Source organism: Rhizobium sp. R711 (assembly GCF_002211365.1).
Classification (GTDB): Bacteria; Pseudomonadota; Alphaproteobacteria; order Rhizobiales; family Rhizobiaceae; genus Rhizobium.
Genome location: NZ_LOKZ01000002.1, coordinates 45,420 through 61,040 on the forward strand (window position 1 = coordinate 45,420; position 15,621 = coordinate 61,040).

Consider the following 15,621-nt stretch of genomic DNA (forward strand, 5'->3'; position numbering starts at 1 on the left):
TGACGGAAGAGACGAACCGCTAGTTTTGCAGCATCTCGGTCCAGGCGTCCTGCATCTTTGCGTCAAGTTCCGCAGTTGGGATCGGATAAAGCTGCGTGCGCTTGAGATAGTCGGCCTGCTCGTTCCAGCGCAAAGCGGCCTTCTGTTCGTCAGTCAGATGCTCGCCGGCCTTGGCGTTCGCGGGCATTGCCCAGTAACAGGACGACGTCGCAAGCCGCGCCTGCCCTTCGGGGCTGACGATATACTGGACGAACTTGAGAGCAAGGTCCTTCTTCGTGGAATCCTTCATGACGCCGATGGACTGCGCCCAGCGCACTGCACCCTGCTCGGGGATGGTCCAGTCGAGGTTAGGCTTGTCTTTCACCAATCCGGCCGTCAACCACTCCCCGCCGCCGAAAACGATGTCGACCTCGCCTGTCGCAAGCGCTGTCTGCGAGGAGACGACGTCACTGACCTGCTTTGCGTTGGCCTTGAGTGCAAGCAGCTTATCCTTGATTGCCGGCATATCGGCATCCGTCAGGCTCGCCGTCGCCTTTCCAAGATCGATGCCGGTGAGACCGATCATCGGCAGATAGTAGTCGTAGACAGCGATGCGGCCCTTGTATTTATCCGACCAGAGCTTCGACATGTCCTTCATGTCGGCCGGGTCAACTTTCGTCTTGTCGTAGGAAACAGTGTTGTAGCCGAACTTCTCGGTGACGGCGTAGGTCCTGCCGTCGCGGCTGTTGTTGGCCTCCATGCGCACGTCCGGGAAGATATCCGCGTTCGGGAGTGCGTCAGCTGGAATCTCCGCAAGGATCTCCTTGTCGACGGCGCGCTGGACGTCAACGCCGTCGATGACAAGCACGTCCCAGTCTCCCGGGCGCGACTGATCGATGATGGAGAGGCCAGCGCCTGTGCCCTCATACTCCTTCAGATTGACCTTGACGTTGTTCGCCTTCTCGAAAGGTTCGATCAATGCCGGATCGGTGTGGTCGCACCAGACAAGCGCGTTCAACTCGTCCTGTGCCAGGACGGGTTCAGATGTCAGCGCGGCGGCTGCAGCAAGCGCCAATGTCGCGGCAAAGGTCAGAAATCTAGGCGCAGATATGCCTGCAATGAAATCGGTCATGATGTTGCCCTCTGGTCGGTGACGCTCGTTTCGGCGCCTTCACGAAAAAGATTGAATGAGTTCATTTTTTAAGTCAATATGATTTTTGAGGGCATTCATTATTTGAGAGAGCTGGACATGACGGGGCTGCGCGCCAAGCAGAAAGCCGATCGCAATCGCCGCATTTTGGAAGCGGCTGCGAGCCTGTTTCGCGAGGTTGGTTATGACAGCGCGCGCATCGAGGACATAGCCGAGCGCGCCGAGGTGTCGGTCGGCACCTTTTACAACTACTATGAAAACAAGGGAGACATTCTCGTCGCCACGGTTTCGATGGAAGTCGAAGAGGTCCTGGAATCGGGCAAGGCCATCGTTGAAAACCCACCGGCCACGACGCTCGACGCATTAAAGGTGCTGATCGACCAGTACTTCGATCATTCGCTCGTCTACCTTAGCAAGGAGATGTGGCGAACTGCCATGGCGACATCCATACAGCAGCCAGAAACACCGTTCTCCAGGCGATACACGCAGCTCGATCGACGCCTGTGTGATCAGGTTTCGATGCTGGTGCAGAAACTGCAGCTTCGCGGTGCCGTTATGCCGGGGATCGACGCGATCGCGGTGGGCCAGATGCTCTTTAACAACCTCAACATGATGTTCATCGAGTTCGTAAAAGATGAAGCGATGACGCTTGAGGCACTTAAGGAAGGCGTGGCGCGGCAGAACAGGCCGCTTGCCGTCCTGATCAGCAGCCCAAAAATTCAATAGGAACCACAAGGGATGGAACACCAGCAACATGCCGTGCTTGCGGCGGCAGACAGACTAGTCGATGCTTTCGCCAGGCACGATCGCGATGGTTATTTCTCCGCTTTCGCGCCCGAGGCCACCTTCATATTTCACAATCTCGACCGACGGCTGGCCACGCGTGCCGAATATGAAGCCGAGTGGGCCCTTTGGGAGACGCGCGATGGCTTTCGTGTTCACGCCTGTCGCTCGAGCGTCCGAGACGTTCAGATCGCCGGCTCCATTGCCATATTCACTCACTGCGTCGAGACTGACCTGAGTATCAACGGCGCACCTGTTACGAGCATGGAACGCGAAACAATCGTTTTCGAGAAACAGTCAACCGGCGATTGGCTGGCCATCCACGAGCATCTCTCGCCACGGTCGTGAAAACAGCAATCGGGTGCGGCCCTTCGCGACAGGGGTGCACCTGTCAGTGATACTGTCGAGCAATTTCGAATGAAGGACGAAACGATGGTCGAGTTGAAGAAGCACCTGGAAGATCTTAGGAGGAAGTTTGGCGACAGCGCGCAGTTCTTCGACCCGCGCTTCCGCCGCGTGGCCGAAAAAATCTTCAAGGGCGGGACGCGCGCGGCACCCTACAGCGGTATTTCGACCTTCGCGGGCCTGCCTTACAAGGCGGTCAATTTCGCCGCTCCTGATTTCGCAGACCTGCAGGTTGCGGCAATCGGCATCCCGATGGATCTCGGTGTCAGCAATCGACCGGGCTCGCGCTTCGGACCGAGGGCCGTGCGCAGCATCGAACGGATCGGCCCCTACAACCACGTGCTGGACTGCGCTCCTGCCTACGACCTGAGGGCAGCCGATATCGGTGATATCCCGTTTGGGAGCCGCTACCGGCTGGAGCAATGCCACGACAATATCGAGGCGGCGATCCGCAAGATTGTCGAGGCAGGCGTCATTCCGCTTTCTGTCGGCGGCGACCACTCCATAACCCATCCGATTCTGAAGTCTGTGGGTGCCAAGGAGCCCATCGGGCTCATCCATATCGATGCCCATTGCGATACCGGCGGTCCCTTTGATCAGACGAAATTCCACCACGGCGGCCCGATGCGCAATGCCGTACTCGACGGTGTTCTCGATCCGACCCGCACGATCCAGATCGGCATCAGGGGCCCTTCCGAATATCTCTGGGAATTCTCCTACGAATCCGGGATGACTGTCATCCACGCCGAGGAGATCAACGCCATGGGTATCCCTGCGATCATCGAGAAGGCACGCCAGATCGTCGGCGACGGCCCAACCTACCTGTCTTTCGACGTCGACAGTCTCGACCCGGCCTTTGCGCCCGGTACCGGAACGCCCGAGATCGGCGGCCTGACCAGCCGTGAGGCGCTTGAACTGCTTCGCGGTTTTAAGGGTCTCAATCTCGTCGGTGGCGATGTCGTGGAGGTGGCTCCGCAATATGACAGCACCACCAACACCGCACAGGCTGGCGCTCAGGTGCTGTTTGAGATCCTCAGCCTGCTGGTCTTCAGCCCGGCCGTGACAGACCGTAAGTAGGCCTCATCATTCATCCGTGCGGCTTTTGCTCGAGCTTTGGCGATCACCCGCGCCGAGCAAAAGCCGCGCGGCGCGCCGCCTGTCTGGCAGGTGCATGCTGCCTGCAGACCAGTGGGCCGCGGTGACCGGTCCAAGAGATTTGAACTCAGAGCTTGGTTTTGGGATTCCGTGCCGATCACAGGCACTCTTCTGCAACACTATAGTCCGAAAGACGCGGCTGATGCCGCGATCTTCGGTGCCGGATGAACCTTACATGGGGGCGAGTGATGAAGAGATTGCTGATGTGTTCGTTGGCAGGTCTGGCGCTTGCAAGTTGCACGCCGACGCAACAGGGTGCCGGTATTGGGGCCGCAACGGGTGCGGTGGTCGGTGGCGCGGTAACCAATAACGTGCGCGGCGCCGCGGTTGGTGCTGCGATCGGAGGAGCCTCCGGTGCGGTCATCGGCAACGTCGCCGGTCGTCCGGGACAATGCGAATTCCGGGATCGCTACGGTCGGCGCTACATCGCTGCTTGCCCGCGCTGACGGGTGGTAACTTCGGACCACTGTCGGAAGAATTCGCGCCAGCGGGCCATGGTGTGGCGTGTCCAAAGAGGCAACGGGCAAACCTGCCCGCTTCCGCCTCCTCCAATCTGTGGCCTATGCTTGCGCTCTATATCGTAGCCCCAATACGGCTTCCGTCAGCTCATATGCTGTATCGATAAGACGAAATCCAGTCTGGTCGTTTGCGCTCCGGCATCTCCACTACTGCCCTGCGGAAGCCTGCACGAGCCCACTCAGAATGCGGCTCGGGAGAAAGATCACAAGGGATGCGGCACCCTCTATAACCGATGCGCCGTCGGCGAGCATTGTCTGGCCGACCGGTGCCTGGTCCTCTCTTACCACGCTGCGCATCAGGGCGTCGTTGTTGACGATCTCCATCAGTGTTGGTGAACTCGCAAAGACGTTGTGGCGACCGCCATCGATGTTGGAGACATCGATGACCGCGATCTCTCTCTTCTGAAGGTCGGCGACTTCGGAGCCGCTGCCGACACGTGGGTGGCCGCCTGCCAGGCGCCGGGAAAAACCGAGGGCGCGGTCGCGCTGCGAAACAATGATTGTGAACGGCCGCGGGATATCCCCGATATCGTCAAGCTGACTGCGGAAGACGTCGACGTCGATATCAGGCGCAGCAAGAACGACGCCACCCAAGCGCTTCAGGGTGGTGGTGCGGCCCCTCAATGCCAGATCGCGCAAGGCTTCGGTGACGACATAGGCGCCCATCGAATGGCCAACCAGGATTATTCTCTTTGCGTTGGTCTGCGCCGCGATCTCGATTGTCTCGGCAAGACCTCGTCGACCGATCAGGGCACTGTCGCGGTCGAAGACATAAAGAGGGATCGAGGCTCCAGATGGCCAGGCGTAATTGAGCGAGACCGACTTGATGTTGTAGTCGTAGGTGATCTGAGCATTGCGGAAGACGCTGTCGGCGAAATTGTTGTTGTAACCGTGTACGAAGATGAAGATCTCGCGATCTTCAGGCGCGCGCTGCGCCAAGGCGGCGTTCAACTGCCTGATGAATTCTTGTCGGTCAGCGATCGTTTGGTAGGTTCGCGCCGAAAAATGCCGGCAGGGATCGGGAATCCGCCCGCTTGTCTCGATGCGGCCAGGAACGTGGTTCCTTGGAATTCCGATATCGAGCTTCGCGAAATTCAGCGTCTGCGACCGCTCGGCCGAGTAAGGCAGGGACAGATTGTCGGATCTCGCGCGCGTGGTCGCGACATAGATCGGAACGATCGCCCCTGGTTCCGATCCCGATGACGATGTAACGGGCAGGCCAAGAACCGCGCGTGGCCCACCGCAGCCGACCAGCGCCAATAACATGATCACGATGACGGACAATCGCATTGACGACATGGCCCAGTCTAATTCTCTGGCAGCTGTTCAATCTGGCGTACACAAAGACAATCGGTTCAGATCACTTCTGTGGCTGCACGCATGAGGCGATCCATCTCAACGTTCTAAGCGATGAGCAGCGGACGCGGTAGATGAATTTCGGGCGTCCTTGCTCAAATCAGGGTTGCGTGTCGTTCGGGTGACAAGTTGACGGCGTTTCATTCTGGCACGCCTCGGGTTTCTTTCCGCCAGAGACTGCCAAATCTGGACTGCAGGCATAGTCGCGGGATTCTATGCTGATCACTTCGCTTCTTGAACCGCTCTATAGTTTGCGACGGGCACTGCGCCCTCGGGTACTGGCAAACTGCACAAGCTTGGCAGGGCATTTAAGGAGCAACGTCATTTGAGTTCTTCCACGGGACCTCCACCGTTCGCGCTGATCCCCGGAACAGATGGATTGATGAATAACGGGGGCGCTTTTTCGCTGCCCCGTCATTTTGGCGATGGGTTGCGCTTCGTCTCACCGCTGATCCCGGCTGCATCCAACAGGCGGCATGCCGCTTCCGGTCGCCGGGAAAGCGTTGGTGCTATTGGAACTTGTCAATTTCTGCTGCCCACGCATGGCAGGAAGTCGGCTGAGAATTGGTGGAATGGCCGGCGTTTCCGATTTTGGTGCAAGCCCATCCAGTAAAGGAGGACTGGTCATGTCTACTTTGATTGCAATTGTTTATCCGAGCGAAACCAAAGCCGAAGAGGTGCGTCAGCGCTTGTTCGAAATGCAGAAGGAATACCTGATCAAGGTCGGAGATGCCGTGATTGCGACGAAGAACGACGGTGGCAAGATCAAACTCAATCAATTGGTCAACACCACGGTTGCCGGTGCTGCCTCGGGCAGCTTCTGGGGTTTGCTGATCGGTGTTCTGTTTCTCAATCCGCTTCTGGGTGTGGCGGTCGGCACGGCATCCGGCGCCATCGGCGGCGCTCTCACCGACGTCGGCATCAACGACCCATTCATGAAGGAACTCGCCGCCAATCTTGATCCGGGCAAAGCCGCCTTGTTCGTGCTGATCCAGGAAATGACCGCAGACAAGGTCCTGAAAGAGATATCGGCCCATGGTGGCGTCGTCCTCAAGACCTCTCTTGATGAAACGAAAGAACAGGTGTTGCGCGACGCGTTGCAAAAGGCGGCCGCTGCCAGCTAGTCTACATCGAGCGGGCATGTCGGCGGCGCGCGCATTTGGGCAGAAGGCAGGCGCGCGCCAGGAGGAAGGGCCTCGCCCGGGGAAGTCTCGCACGCAATGCCACTCCCCGTCTTCCTGGCGGAGGTTGGAAGATAGACCAACATCCAGGGGCAAACATGCAGGAAGCAGGCGGCAGTCGCATCATCGGTTCAACGGCAACCGGTATCCTGGTGCTTGCTTTGCTTTATGTCGCGCAATCGATCTTCGCGCCGCTCATCTTTTCTTTGTTCGTCATCGCGCTCGTCTGGCCTTGTCAGGCCGCGTTGCAGCGCTTTCTTCCCAAACTTCTTGCACTTCTGATCACCTTAAGCGTCACTATGATCGCGATCGTCGCCATCGGGTCATCGGTTGCCTGGGGGTTTGGCAGGCTGGCGCAATGGCTCTTCGTCAACGCCGACCGTTTCCAGGCCATCTACGTTAACTGGACAAGCTGGCTGGAAGAGCACGGCCTGGCCGTCGCAGGGCCCCTGGCCGACCGTTTTGATGTTGCCTGGCTGGTGGGTTTTGTCCAAGGGATGGCTGGACGGCTAAACAGCTTTGCCGGTTTTGCGGTTCTGGTCTTCATCTTCATCATGCTGGGCCTGCTCGAAGTGGAAGACTTCACTAAACGTCTCGTCGTTCCCGCAGCACAACCTTACGGAACGCGCATCCTGGTGGCCAATCGAATGCTTGGCGCAAAATTGCGCCGCTTCATGATCGTTCGCACCTTTGCGAGTATCCTCACCGGGTTGGTGGTCTGGCTCTTTGCGCTGGGTGCCGGGCTCGAACTTGCAGCAGCATGGGGAGCGATCGCGTTTGCGCTCAACTACATCCCTTTTCTCGGGCCCTTCGTTGCGACAGCGCTTCCGACCCTGTTTGCCATTGCTCAATTCGAAGCATGGCAAACCGCCGTCGTCATTTTCACCAGCCTCAACTTCATCCAGTTCATCATCGGTAGCTACCTGGAGCCGCGGTTGACCGGGGCGTCGCTGGCAATATCTCCGTTTGCCGTCATTTTTTCGGTGTTTTTCTGGAGTTTCATGTGGGGCATTTCGGGTGCCTTCATCGGTGTGCCGATCCTTATCGCATTCATTGTGTATTGCGCCGGTACGCCGTCTGCAATGTGGATTGCGGCGCTGCTGTCGGGCAGTTCAAGGGCGGAAGCGCATGGGCCATAGGCTCAGAAGCAAAACGGCGCCACACGGGTACAAAACGACAACATGCGGCCACTCTATAGCGACCTTCTTTACCGATCGTGCATCTGACGGTTGAGGAAAGCGGCCGGACCGGCTAAATTGCCGGCGGGAGGAATACTGATGCCCGAGGCGGCTTGCCGAATATCCGGACGAGTGCTGGAGATTTCGCATCCACCATGACCGGGCATTCCCCTGAAACGTAGACATCAGTTCGCTTGCATCATTCAGACGTCACCTTGTTTCGCTCCCGGGCCTAAGAGGAAAGCACGAATGAACTGCCTATTCTTTTCCGTCGCGTTACCGAGCCGTTTTTTTTGCGGCAGCCCCGGCCCACGGCATCCCGCTCCATGGGATCGTTTCGTTTCGATGCACCCAAACACAAAGCCGTCCGGCACTTTCTCCCGAAACGGAATTCTCTCAAAGCCACGCATGAGGGGCGACAATAAGGGCGGTTCTTCTACAGGTAGCGACACGGCCTCGCCTGCGGCCCACAAGAGGTGACGTGATGATGGAAGGCGTCACCAACCATGTCAGGGCATCCGGAAGCCAGCCCAGTAGCGGGAGCCTCGCAAACCTTGACCGCAATGCCGTTGCGCCAATCTCTCTTAACGGAAGGGCATCATCCTTGCCCTCATTCGAATTTTCGACCGTTGGCCTGCCGCGAGCCGACCAGTTCGCGATGTGGCGCGACAGTTTCGCGCCGATGCTCGAGCTTTCCGATATCGACCCGATGACGGCGAATTTCAAAGGCCGACAGAAACTTTGGGATCTTGGCAGTCTTGTGTTTGCCGAAATCTCAACGGATCGTCTGGCCTTTTCAAGCCTGCCGGGACATGTACGGCGCGACCCCGTCGACCACTTCACCATGACGGTCCTATTGGCCGGACAGACGCGCACCGATGCGCTAAAGACCGCGTTTACCGCGGGTCCGGGAGAGGTCCAGGTCCACTCGCTCGGTCGATCCTTCAATGGCGTTGTCGACAACAGCGAGATGCTCATGCTGTTTGTTCCGCGTGATCTTTCGCTAGAGACGTCGGCCACGCTCGGCTCAGCAGAATTCTCCACGCTTGGGACCGGCATGGGGCGACTGTTTTCGGATTATCTCGCTGACGTCGCCAATCGACTGCCGATGCTCACTCGGGCCGACCTTCCCGGGCTTGCAGCAGCCACGCGCGCAATGATCCTTGCCTGCGTACAGCCATCGGCCGATCATATCGAAGCCGCCGAAGCGCCGATTGCCAATGTGCTTCTCGAAAAGGCCCGTCAACTGGTACACACGCGGCTGCTCGACCCCAAACTCGGGAGTGAGCTGGTAAGAAAGGAGCTCGGCATCTCTCGCACGCGGCTCTACAACCTGTTCGAGCCCTTCGGTGGCGTGATGCACTATATTCAGCACCGTCGTCTGCTCAGCGCCTACGCTGCGTTGACTGACCCGAACGACCGGCGTCTTATCTTTCAGATTGCCGAAGAACGCGGGTTCAGCGACGGCGCCGAGTTCGGCCGCGCGTTCAAGCGAGCGTTCGGCTACAGCCCGAGCGAGGTGAGGAACCGAGGAGGCGGCGGCATTCCCGTTCGCCCGGAACTCGACGATTGCCCATCGCAGCAGCGCCTTGGCGTGCTCCTCAGACGTCTCCAGGGATGACGAGGCGCGCCTTTGAGCGGGCACTCGCCATCTTGTAAACAAAACTCAGCGCACAAGAAAGCCAAGCGCGGCTGCGTTAGCCAGATCGATAAAGAATGCCGAAACGAGCGGCAGGATGATGAATGCGACCGTTGCAGCACCATGGATCTTGGTCACGGCGGTCATGTTGGCGATCGCGGTCGGCGTTGCACCCAAGGAGACGCCGCAAAAACCCGCAGAAATCACGGCGGCTTCATAAGTGCGCCCCATTGCCGGAAACACCACGAACAGGATGTAGGCCACTGCGACGATCGTCTGGATCGCCAACACGATGGCGAGCGCCGGACCAAGCCCACTGAGGCCCCACAACTGCATGCTCATCAACGACATTGCCAAAAACACGTTTAAGGACAGCTCCGATATCAGCGAGAGCGCACGGGTGCGCGTCGGCCAGGGCAATTTCGGGACGACGAAGGGTACGGTGTTGGTCATCACAATTGCAACGAGCAAGCAGACGACAAACAGCGGAAGATTGATGCCAGCCTCGACGATAATCTCATGCAAGGCATATCCCAAGAGGATGGCAATGTTGGTGACCAGCAGGGTTCGCAGCAGGCTGACATAACTGACATCATCGTGATGGCTGCTTGTCGCTGCCCGCGAGACGCCGATCGTCAGTTCCTCGCTGGTGCGACCGCTCAGTCGATGACGCTTGATCAGAAAGTGTGCAATCGGCCCCCCGACCAGGCTGGCGATGACGAGACCGAGTGTGGCGCTAGCAATGCCGACCTCAAGCGCGTTCGCCAAGCCGAAACGGTTGCTTATGATCGGAGCCCAGGCAATGGTCGTACCGTGTCCCCCGATCAGCGAGGTCGACCCGAGCAATATCGCAGTACCTGGCGCAAGACCAAGGATCTCGCTGGTCAAAATGGCAACGAGGTTCTGGATGACGAGGAAGACCAAGGTCAGGCTGAGTAGGATGAGGAAGGGCTTTCCTCCTGCCATCAGATCGGACAACCTGGCATTCAGCCCGACGCCCGTGAAGAAATAGAGAAGCAGCATGTCGCGCGCAGCAAGCGTGAAGCTGATTTCAACGTTCAGGAACTCGTAGGCAAGCAGGGTCGCCAACGCTGCCACAATACCGCCAGAGACCGCTTCGGGTATGTTCCAGTGCGCAAGGATCGGAATCGAACGATTGAGGTTGGCGCCTGCAAAGAAGACGAGTATTGCGATGGTAAAGGACAGCAGTCCCGGGACCTCGATCGCCGACATATGTCACCCCTTCTGATGCCGTCGCCTGGCGCCTTTGCGGTTGCGCATCACCTTGACATGCGAGCTGGATTTGGGCCAGCGCAAATGGCCAGCGTTGACCTCGGACGCCGCGAGGCGGTGGTTGTAATCGCTTGCGGATCAACGGTGCGGTCCCCCCGGGACCTTTGACAGATTATCTGGATGCTTCGATCACGGAATGGGGTCAAGGCAAGCCGCATTACGACCAGCCCGAAGGGGAGCGCCCGTTGCGATCGGTTAACGATCGTTCCGACCGGATCAAGGTGCGCGTACGCACGACTCAAACGCGCCCGCCGACCTTGCCAGCCAAATCCTGAAGAAAGTCTAAAGGACGGATGTCATAGAAGTCCAGCGATCAGGATCGCAACGCGCGGTGATGCCAGGTGCAATGCCGAGCGGTCAACCTCTCGAGGGCATCTGCTCAGATACTGGGAACAAACTTGGGCACAATTCATTTCTCTTTGAGCAGAGAGGAGAAACGACATGACGTACGACCCCAATGATCCCGTCCGCAACCCCAGCCTGGAACCAGACCTGCGCACGACGCCCCGTCGCCGCCATTCGAATAGCTGGATTGGGTGGGTTGCCGCGATCGCAGTGATACTCATTGCGGCCTTTGCGCTCACGCAATGGTTTGGCCGGCCGGACACTGACCCCAACCCGACCGCTTCGACGACGCAATCTCAGCCGATGAAGCCGCCGGTTGCACCTGCTGCACCGTCCAGCGAGCCGGCAACGCCAGCCCCGGCCAACCCTTCGACGAGCGGCACGCCCCAGCAGTAGGCACGTTGACAAAGCGGGAGACCCTCTCTGGAGAGACTCCCGCTTTTTGGAGTCTGGCTTGTCGCTGCGAGACGTTCGCAGCGCATTTTGCCAAGAACAACCACTGTCCAAGGGTAGGCAGGCGCGTGGACAAACCGCGTTTGCGCAGCAATCGCCCTGAGACGCGCGCAAATTGCGATGCGCATGCTTGACGAAATCCGATCACTTCAGTTCGATGGCGCCGAAACAGGCGAACTCGATCATGACAGCCCTTGCAACCGGATGCATTGTCGCACTGCTGTTGGCATGCGCAGCTTTACTTGGCGCGCGCATCAGCCGGCGTCTGCCTGACCATCACCTGTCCGCAGACTCCAAGGAAGCCATCAAGCTCGCAACCGCCGTTGTCGGTACCTTGTCAGCACTTGCGCTCGGCTTTTTGGTTGCATCGGCCAAGACGACCTTCGATGATGCAGAAACGGAACTGAAGACATCGGCTGCTCGGCTCGTTCTGCTTGACCGCGTCCTGGCGCAGTATGGTCCCGAAACGGCAGAGGCGCGCAAGAAACTTGCCGAACTCGTCGAGGCTCGCATTGAGCAGAGCTGGGGAGGTATTGCCGGCCAAGTCATCGCAACGACAGCGACCAATGACCTCGGCATCGAACCGGTCCAGACGATCGTGCGGGCGCTAATTCCCGAGGACAGTGTCCACCGCCTGCTCAAGATGCGCGCGCTGGAAGTCAGCGGCGACATAGCGGAGGCCCACTGGCTGGTTCTCGAGACCGGAAACGAGGGGCTGCCAACAGCCTTCCTGGTGGTGCTGACATTCTGGCTGATCGTGATCTTCCTGACGTTCGGCCTTCTGTCGCCTCAAAACGGCACGGTCATATCGATCGTTATCGTGTGTGCGATATCGGTTGGAGGTGCGATCTTCATCGTCATCGATATGGCTCACCCCTACGGCGGCCTGATCTACGTGTCGGATGAACCTTTGCGTGTCGCCCTATCGCGTATGGGGCGCCCGTAAGGGCAGCCCCCTTGAGCAACCCAGGGCCCGCGCGCCGATCAGTGCGTCGCCGCGCGCTTCCTCGATGTCGCGAGAATGTAGTCGTCCGCAATATCGGCGATCGCCATGGCTATTTCGCTCGACGAGAAACCGACGAGTTTTTCCCCCTGGATGATCAGATATACGGCTTCCTCAATTTTTTCCCGGCAGGCCGAAAGTCTGTCGGCGTGATTGATCATGATCGGACGTAGTTCCATGGCCCTTGTCTCCGGTCGATACGGCACACGTTGTTGATGTGCGTTGAATGCTGATGTTGGTTAAGCAGCGCACCTGTTCGTGACACCGAGACGCTGTCGAATGACATCCCACCCGTCGATCACTCAGCAGAAAGGCGTTGCGGCCCATTGTCTCCACAGGAGCCGGGGTCGCTGAGGCTTCAACTTAACCGTGCCTAAACCATAGTCATGGAAATCGGGAATGGCTTGTGAAATAGACGTGACACCACCATAAATGGATCTGGCAAAATATATACCGCCACAGGTCGGTAATGGGGTCAGGTCAATATTGCTATTTTGACATATCGGACTTGGCTGGCATTTCACAGGTTTGGGAAATTCGCAACAGGATAGAAAAAGGGAGTGATCTATGTGATTCATTTGTTGAAAAAAATTACTCTCGGTTGTATTTTATTCGAAAGTCGTCATATTGCCAGTCTGACACGAGGAAACGGGGGAAGCCATGAAGGCCAAGACTCCAAATGCTATCGATGCTTACGTGGGCGAGCGGGTGAGATTGCGGCGCAAACTACTTGGCATGAGCCAGGTTAGCCTTTCGGAATCGCTGGGCATTACCTTTCAACAACTCCAGAAGTACGAAAAAGGCGTGAACCGCATAGGCGCGTCTCGCCTGCAACGCATTGCAGAAGTCCTTGGTGTGCCCATTGGTTTCTTTTTCGATGAGGAAACCTCCCAAGCAGCCGGCCTGCGCTTGAGTGCCGATACCGATGAGGTCGCGCATTTCATCGCGTCGAAAGAGGGACTGGCGCTGACACGGGCTTTCATTGCGATCGAAGATCCGAACATCAGGCGAAAGCTGCTTGCACTTGCACGCAGCCTTGGCTCCACCCACTCCGGGGCCGACGACTACGAGCGTTGGGATCATGCGGCCGAAACACGAGGATAGCAGGTGCTGCATCTCCAGACATTTGGCGAACTGCGTCTGAAGGACGAGGCAGGCAGGGTTGTGGGTTATCCCGCCAAGGCGCTGTTGACCATGGCCTACCTCTTCACGTGCAAGGGTCACGCGCTTACCCGCCAGGAGGTGGCAGCATTTCTATGGTCGGATGCCGAGCCCGATCAGGCAGGCCTCAATCTGCGAAAGCTGATTTCCCGCATCCGCCAGATCGATGACAGCGACACCGCGCCGCTGCAAATCACCGCAGCATCAGTGGCACTGCGCGCCCACCGCCTCACCGTCGATGTGCAGATCCTGGATCAGCCGGGGCGGGCGATGAAGGGGCTGAAAGCGTGCAGCGATCTGCTTCAGCGCGATTTTGCCGGCAATGTCAGATCGGCAAGCAAGGCGATCGACAACTGGATTGCACGGGAGCAGCGAACCCATCGGGTCAAATTGCGGCAGATACTTATCGAGACCGCGCGATCTGCCCGGTGCGCAGATGACCACCGGACCGTGTCCGGAGCGGCCCTGCACCTCCTGGAGCAGGATCCGACTGATGAGCCGATTCGCGCGATCCTACGCGGGCTGCCGGGCGTCGCCGGTCCGGGCGTTCTGCCTGTCAAAGGCGAAACTGCGAACAATGGGACGCCTGCTCAAATCCTGGAGCAGGAGCCAGGGCCCGGTTCGGCCCTGCCGCGACTGGTGTTGCTTCCGCCCACCTCGCAAGGTGGTGTCGCGGGGCTGTCGCTTGCCGCAGCGCTGATCGAGGACGTCACGATAGAGTTGTGTGCCTTACGCAACGTTTCCATCGTCGCCCCACACACCGCAGAGCAGATCCGACGGGATTCTGACAAGGCGGCCGCCATCGCTCGCCACTCGATTTCCTATCTCCTCGACACCAGACTTTCCGACGAAGGCCTCTATGCCCAACTTGTCTATTTCCCGACCGACGAAATCATCTGGGCGACGCGTTTTCCAATGACTGCGGCAACGCTGCCGACCCAGCGGCGGCTCATTGCCTTGAACCTATCGTCATCTGTCGTGGATCAGCTTGCCAGGCGTGAGCAAGCCCGGCTTAGTCTGGAGGCCAACCCGCAGGCCTATCACGCCTATCTTGTCGGTGCGAGCCTGATGGGCAAACTGACGCTGCCGCACATTCGCAGGGCAAGAGCGGCCTTCAAGGAGGCTCTAAGATATAATCATGACTTTTCGCCGGCGTTCACCGGCCTTGCACGCACCTATACCAGCGAGTGGCTGGTGACGGCCCAGGGCAACGGGGAATTGTTGGGCCTTGCCGAGCAGAATGCCTTGAAGGCGATAGAGCGGGATGAGGGTTTCGCCGGCGGTCATCGGGAACTTGGCGTAACAAAGCTCTACCTCGGCGACGTCGACGAGAGCGTGTCTGCACTCAGCCATGCGGAAGAGTTGAGCCCGCATTTTGCCGACGTCATCTACAGCCATGCCGACACACTGGTTCATGCCTCACGTCCCAAGGAAGCATTGGCAAAGATCCAGAAGGCGATGTCTCTCAACCCCATATCGCCGGACAGCTATCTTTGGTGTGCCGCCGGCGCGAGCTATTTCCTTCAGCAGTACGACGACGCCATGGCCTATGTGGAGGCCATGAAGGACAAAGCGCCCGCTTACCGGATTGCCGCTGCGAGCTGCGCCATGATCGGCGACCGCAGGCGCGCACAGTTCTATCGCCAGCGTGCGGAAACACTGAACCCTGTCTTCGACCTGGAAAAATGGCTCTCCGTCGTTCCCATGAAGGAGCAATGGCAGAAGGATCTCTATAAAGAAGGGCTTTTGAAAGCTGGATTTTGACACCCACGAAAGGAAACGTCATGTCAGGAGCAGTCGTATTTGGCGTCGAAGGGGACGCAAACCTTTGGGTCGCAGACCTCAAAGCGGGGACCGTCAAGCAACTCGCGCCCGCCGGTGAACTGGCAAGGATCGCGGACCTGCGCAAGGCCGGCGCCACCGTCGTCAAGAAGGTGGACTTCGCGATCGCAGTCTCTACGGCGAAGGCAGCGTTCTCCGGTCACTTCGAGCCGCACCCTGACCATCATTGAGCCGTCCCTC

At 58.5% G+C, this 15,621-nt stretch carries 16 protein-coding genes; 12 read left to right on the forward strand and 4 right to left on the reverse strand.

Going from position 1 to position 15,621, the window contains the following annotated elements; translation table 11 throughout:
- Positions 1–19: 19 nt before the first annotated feature.
- Positions 20–1,111, reverse strand: coding sequence for a spermidine/putrescine ABC transporter substrate-binding protein (locus ATY80_RS05830; protein WP_088691540.1), 1,092 nt, complete (start codon positions 1,109–1,111; stop codon positions 20–22).
- 117 nt (positions 1,112–1,228) lie between these two features.
- Between ATY80_RS05830 and ATY80_RS05835 the strand changes: the two genes are divergently transcribed.
- From ATY80_RS05835 to ATY80_RS05850, 4 genes are all read left to right on the forward strand, one after another.
- Positions 1,229–1,855 (forward strand): TetR/AcrR family transcriptional regulator, encoded by a 627-nt coding sequence (locus tag ATY80_RS05835; RefSeq protein WP_088691693.1) that lies wholly within the window; start codon positions 1,229–1,231, stop codon positions 1,853–1,855.
- A gap of 12 nt (positions 1,856–1,867) precedes the next feature.
- Positions 1,868–2,260, forward strand: a complete 393-nt coding sequence (locus ATY80_RS05840; RefSeq protein ID WP_088691541.1) for a nuclear transport factor 2 family protein — start codon at positions 1,868–1,870, stop codon at positions 2,258–2,260.
- An 84-nt stretch (positions 2,261–2,344) separates the two neighbouring features.
- Positions 2,345–3,394, forward strand: a complete 1,050-nt coding sequence (speB, locus tag ATY80_RS05845; RefSeq protein ID WP_088691694.1) for an agmatinase — start codon at positions 2,345–2,347, stop codon at positions 3,392–3,394.
- 266 nt (positions 3,395–3,660) lie between these two features.
- Positions 3,661–3,918: a glycine zipper domain-containing protein gene (locus ATY80_RS05850; RefSeq protein WP_088691542.1), complete on the forward strand. Its 258-nt coding sequence runs from the start codon at positions 3,661–3,663 to the stop codon at positions 3,916–3,918.
- Between the two features lie 219 nt (positions 3,919–4,137).
- Here the strand turns inward: ATY80_RS05850 and ATY80_RS05855 are convergent, their stop codons facing one another.
- Positions 4,138–5,289, reverse strand: a complete 1,152-nt coding sequence (locus tag ATY80_RS05855; protein ID WP_088691543.1) for an alpha/beta fold hydrolase — start codon at positions 5,287–5,289, stop codon at positions 4,138–4,140.
- Between the two features lie 683 nt (positions 5,290–5,972).
- Between ATY80_RS05855 and ATY80_RS05860 the strand changes: the two genes are divergently transcribed.
- From ATY80_RS05860 to ATY80_RS05870, 3 genes are all read left to right on the forward strand, one after another.
- A complete protein-coding gene (locus ATY80_RS05860) occupies positions 5,973–6,470 on the forward strand; it encodes a DUF1269 domain-containing protein (protein WP_088691544.1) in 498 nt (165 codons plus the stop codon).
- 155 nt (positions 6,471–6,625) lie between these two features.
- Positions 6,626–7,666 carry an AI-2E family transporter gene (locus tag ATY80_RS05865; protein WP_088691545.1) on the forward strand — a complete coding sequence of 347 codons (1,041 nt, stop codon included), beginning with the start codon at positions 6,626–6,628 and terminating at the stop codon, positions 7,664–7,666.
- 643 nt (positions 7,667–8,309) lie between these two features.
- Entirely contained in the window at positions 8,310–9,326 is a 1,017-nt protein-coding gene (locus ATY80_RS05870; RefSeq protein ID WP_245306772.1) for a helix-turn-helix domain-containing protein, read from the forward strand.
- 45 nt (positions 9,327–9,371) lie between these two features.
- Here the strand turns inward: ATY80_RS05870 and gltS are convergent, their stop codons facing one another.
- Positions 9,372–10,577, reverse strand: a complete 1,206-nt coding sequence (gene gltS, locus ATY80_RS05875; RefSeq protein WP_088691547.1) for a sodium/glutamate symporter — start codon at positions 10,575–10,577, stop codon at positions 9,372–9,374.
- Positions 10,578–11,078: 501 nt separating this feature from the next.
- Here gltS and ATY80_RS05880 point away from each other — a divergent pair.
- Entirely contained in the window at positions 11,079–11,378 is a 300-nt protein-coding gene (locus tag ATY80_RS05880; RefSeq protein ID WP_088691548.1) for a hypothetical protein, read from the forward strand.
- Positions 11,379–11,619: 241 nt separating this feature from the next.
- Entirely contained in the window at positions 11,620–12,381 is a 762-nt protein-coding gene (locus ATY80_RS05885) for a DUF4239 domain-containing protein (protein ID WP_088691695.1), read from the forward strand.
- Positions 12,382–12,419: 38 nt separating this feature from the next.
- Here the strand turns inward: ATY80_RS05885 and ATY80_RS05890 are convergent, their stop codons facing one another.
- Complete coding sequence (locus ATY80_RS05890; protein ID WP_088691549.1) at positions 12,420–12,617, reverse strand: hypothetical protein; 198 nt, start codon at positions 12,615–12,617, stop codon at positions 12,420–12,422.
- Positions 12,618–13,098: 481 nt separating this feature from the next.
- Between ATY80_RS05890 and ATY80_RS05895 the strand changes: the two genes are divergently transcribed.
- The 3 genes from ATY80_RS05895 to ATY80_RS05905 are packed head-to-tail and all read left to right on the forward strand — an operon-like array spanning position 13,099 to position 15,611.
- On the forward strand, positions 13,099–13,542 hold the full coding sequence (locus tag ATY80_RS05895; protein WP_088691550.1) for a helix-turn-helix transcriptional regulator: 444 nt from the start codon (positions 13,099–13,101) through the stop codon (positions 13,540–13,542).
- Between the two features lie 3 nt (positions 13,543–13,545).
- The gene (locus ATY80_RS05900) at positions 13,546–15,363 is read left to right on the forward strand and encodes a peptide antibiotic resistance protein (RefSeq protein ID WP_088691551.1); all 1,818 of its coding nucleotides are present in this window, start codon (positions 13,546–13,548) and stop codon (positions 15,361–15,363) included.
- A gap of 20 nt (positions 15,364–15,383) precedes the next feature.
- Positions 15,384–15,611 carry a hypothetical protein gene (locus ATY80_RS05905; RefSeq protein ID WP_088691552.1) on the forward strand — a complete coding sequence of 76 codons (228 nt, stop codon included), beginning with the start codon at positions 15,384–15,386 and terminating at the stop codon, positions 15,609–15,611.
- The last annotated feature ends 10 nt before the right edge of the window (positions 15,612–15,621 follow it).

Excerpts from the sequence above, each read along its gene's own strand:
- ATY80_RS05830 (WP_088691540.1), bottom strand. The coding sequence starts at position 1,111 with ATGACCGATTTCATTGCAGGCATATCTGCGCCTAGATTTCTGACCTTT.
- ATY80_RS05835 (WP_088691693.1), top strand. The coding sequence starts at position 1,229 with ATGACGGGGCTGCGCGCCAAGCAGAAAGCCGATCGCAATCGCCGCATT.
- ATY80_RS05840 (WP_088691541.1), top strand. The coding sequence starts at position 1,868 with ATGGAACACCAGCAACATGCCGTGCTTGCGGCGGCAGACAGACTAGTC.
- speB (WP_088691694.1), top strand. The coding sequence starts at position 2,345 with ATGGTCGAGTTGAAGAAGCACCTGGAAGATCTTAGGAGGAAGTTTGGC.
- ATY80_RS05850 (WP_088691542.1), top strand. The coding sequence starts at position 3,661 with ATGAAGAGATTGCTGATGTGTTCGTTGGCAGGTCTGGCGCTTGCAAGT.
- ATY80_RS05855 (WP_088691543.1), bottom strand. The coding sequence starts at position 5,289 with ATGTCGTCAATGCGATTGTCCGTCATCGTGATCATGTTATTGGCGCTG.
- ATY80_RS05860 (WP_088691544.1), top strand. The coding sequence starts at position 5,973 with ATGTCTACTTTGATTGCAATTGTTTATCCGAGCGAAACCAAAGCCGAA.
- ATY80_RS05865 (WP_088691545.1), top strand. The coding sequence starts at position 6,626 with ATGCAGGAAGCAGGCGGCAGTCGCATCATCGGTTCAACGGCAACCGGT.
- gltS (WP_088691547.1), bottom strand. The coding sequence starts at position 10,577 with ATGTCGGCGATCGAGGTCCCGGGACTGCTGTCCTTTACCATCGCAATA.
- ATY80_RS05880 (WP_088691548.1), top strand. The coding sequence starts at position 11,079 with ATGACGTACGACCCCAATGATCCCGTCCGCAACCCCAGCCTGGAACCA.
- ATY80_RS05885 (WP_088691695.1), top strand. The coding sequence starts at position 11,620 with ATGACAGCCCTTGCAACCGGATGCATTGTCGCACTGCTGTTGGCATGC.
- ATY80_RS05890 (WP_088691549.1), bottom strand. The coding sequence starts at position 12,617 with ATGGAACTACGTCCGATCATGATCAATCACGCCGACAGACTTTCGGCC.
- ATY80_RS05895 (WP_088691550.1), top strand. The coding sequence starts at position 13,099 with ATGAAGGCCAAGACTCCAAATGCTATCGATGCTTACGTGGGCGAGCGG.
- ATY80_RS05905 (WP_088691552.1), top strand. The coding sequence starts at position 15,384 with ATGTCAGGAGCAGTCGTATTTGGCGTCGAAGGGGACGCAAACCTTTGG.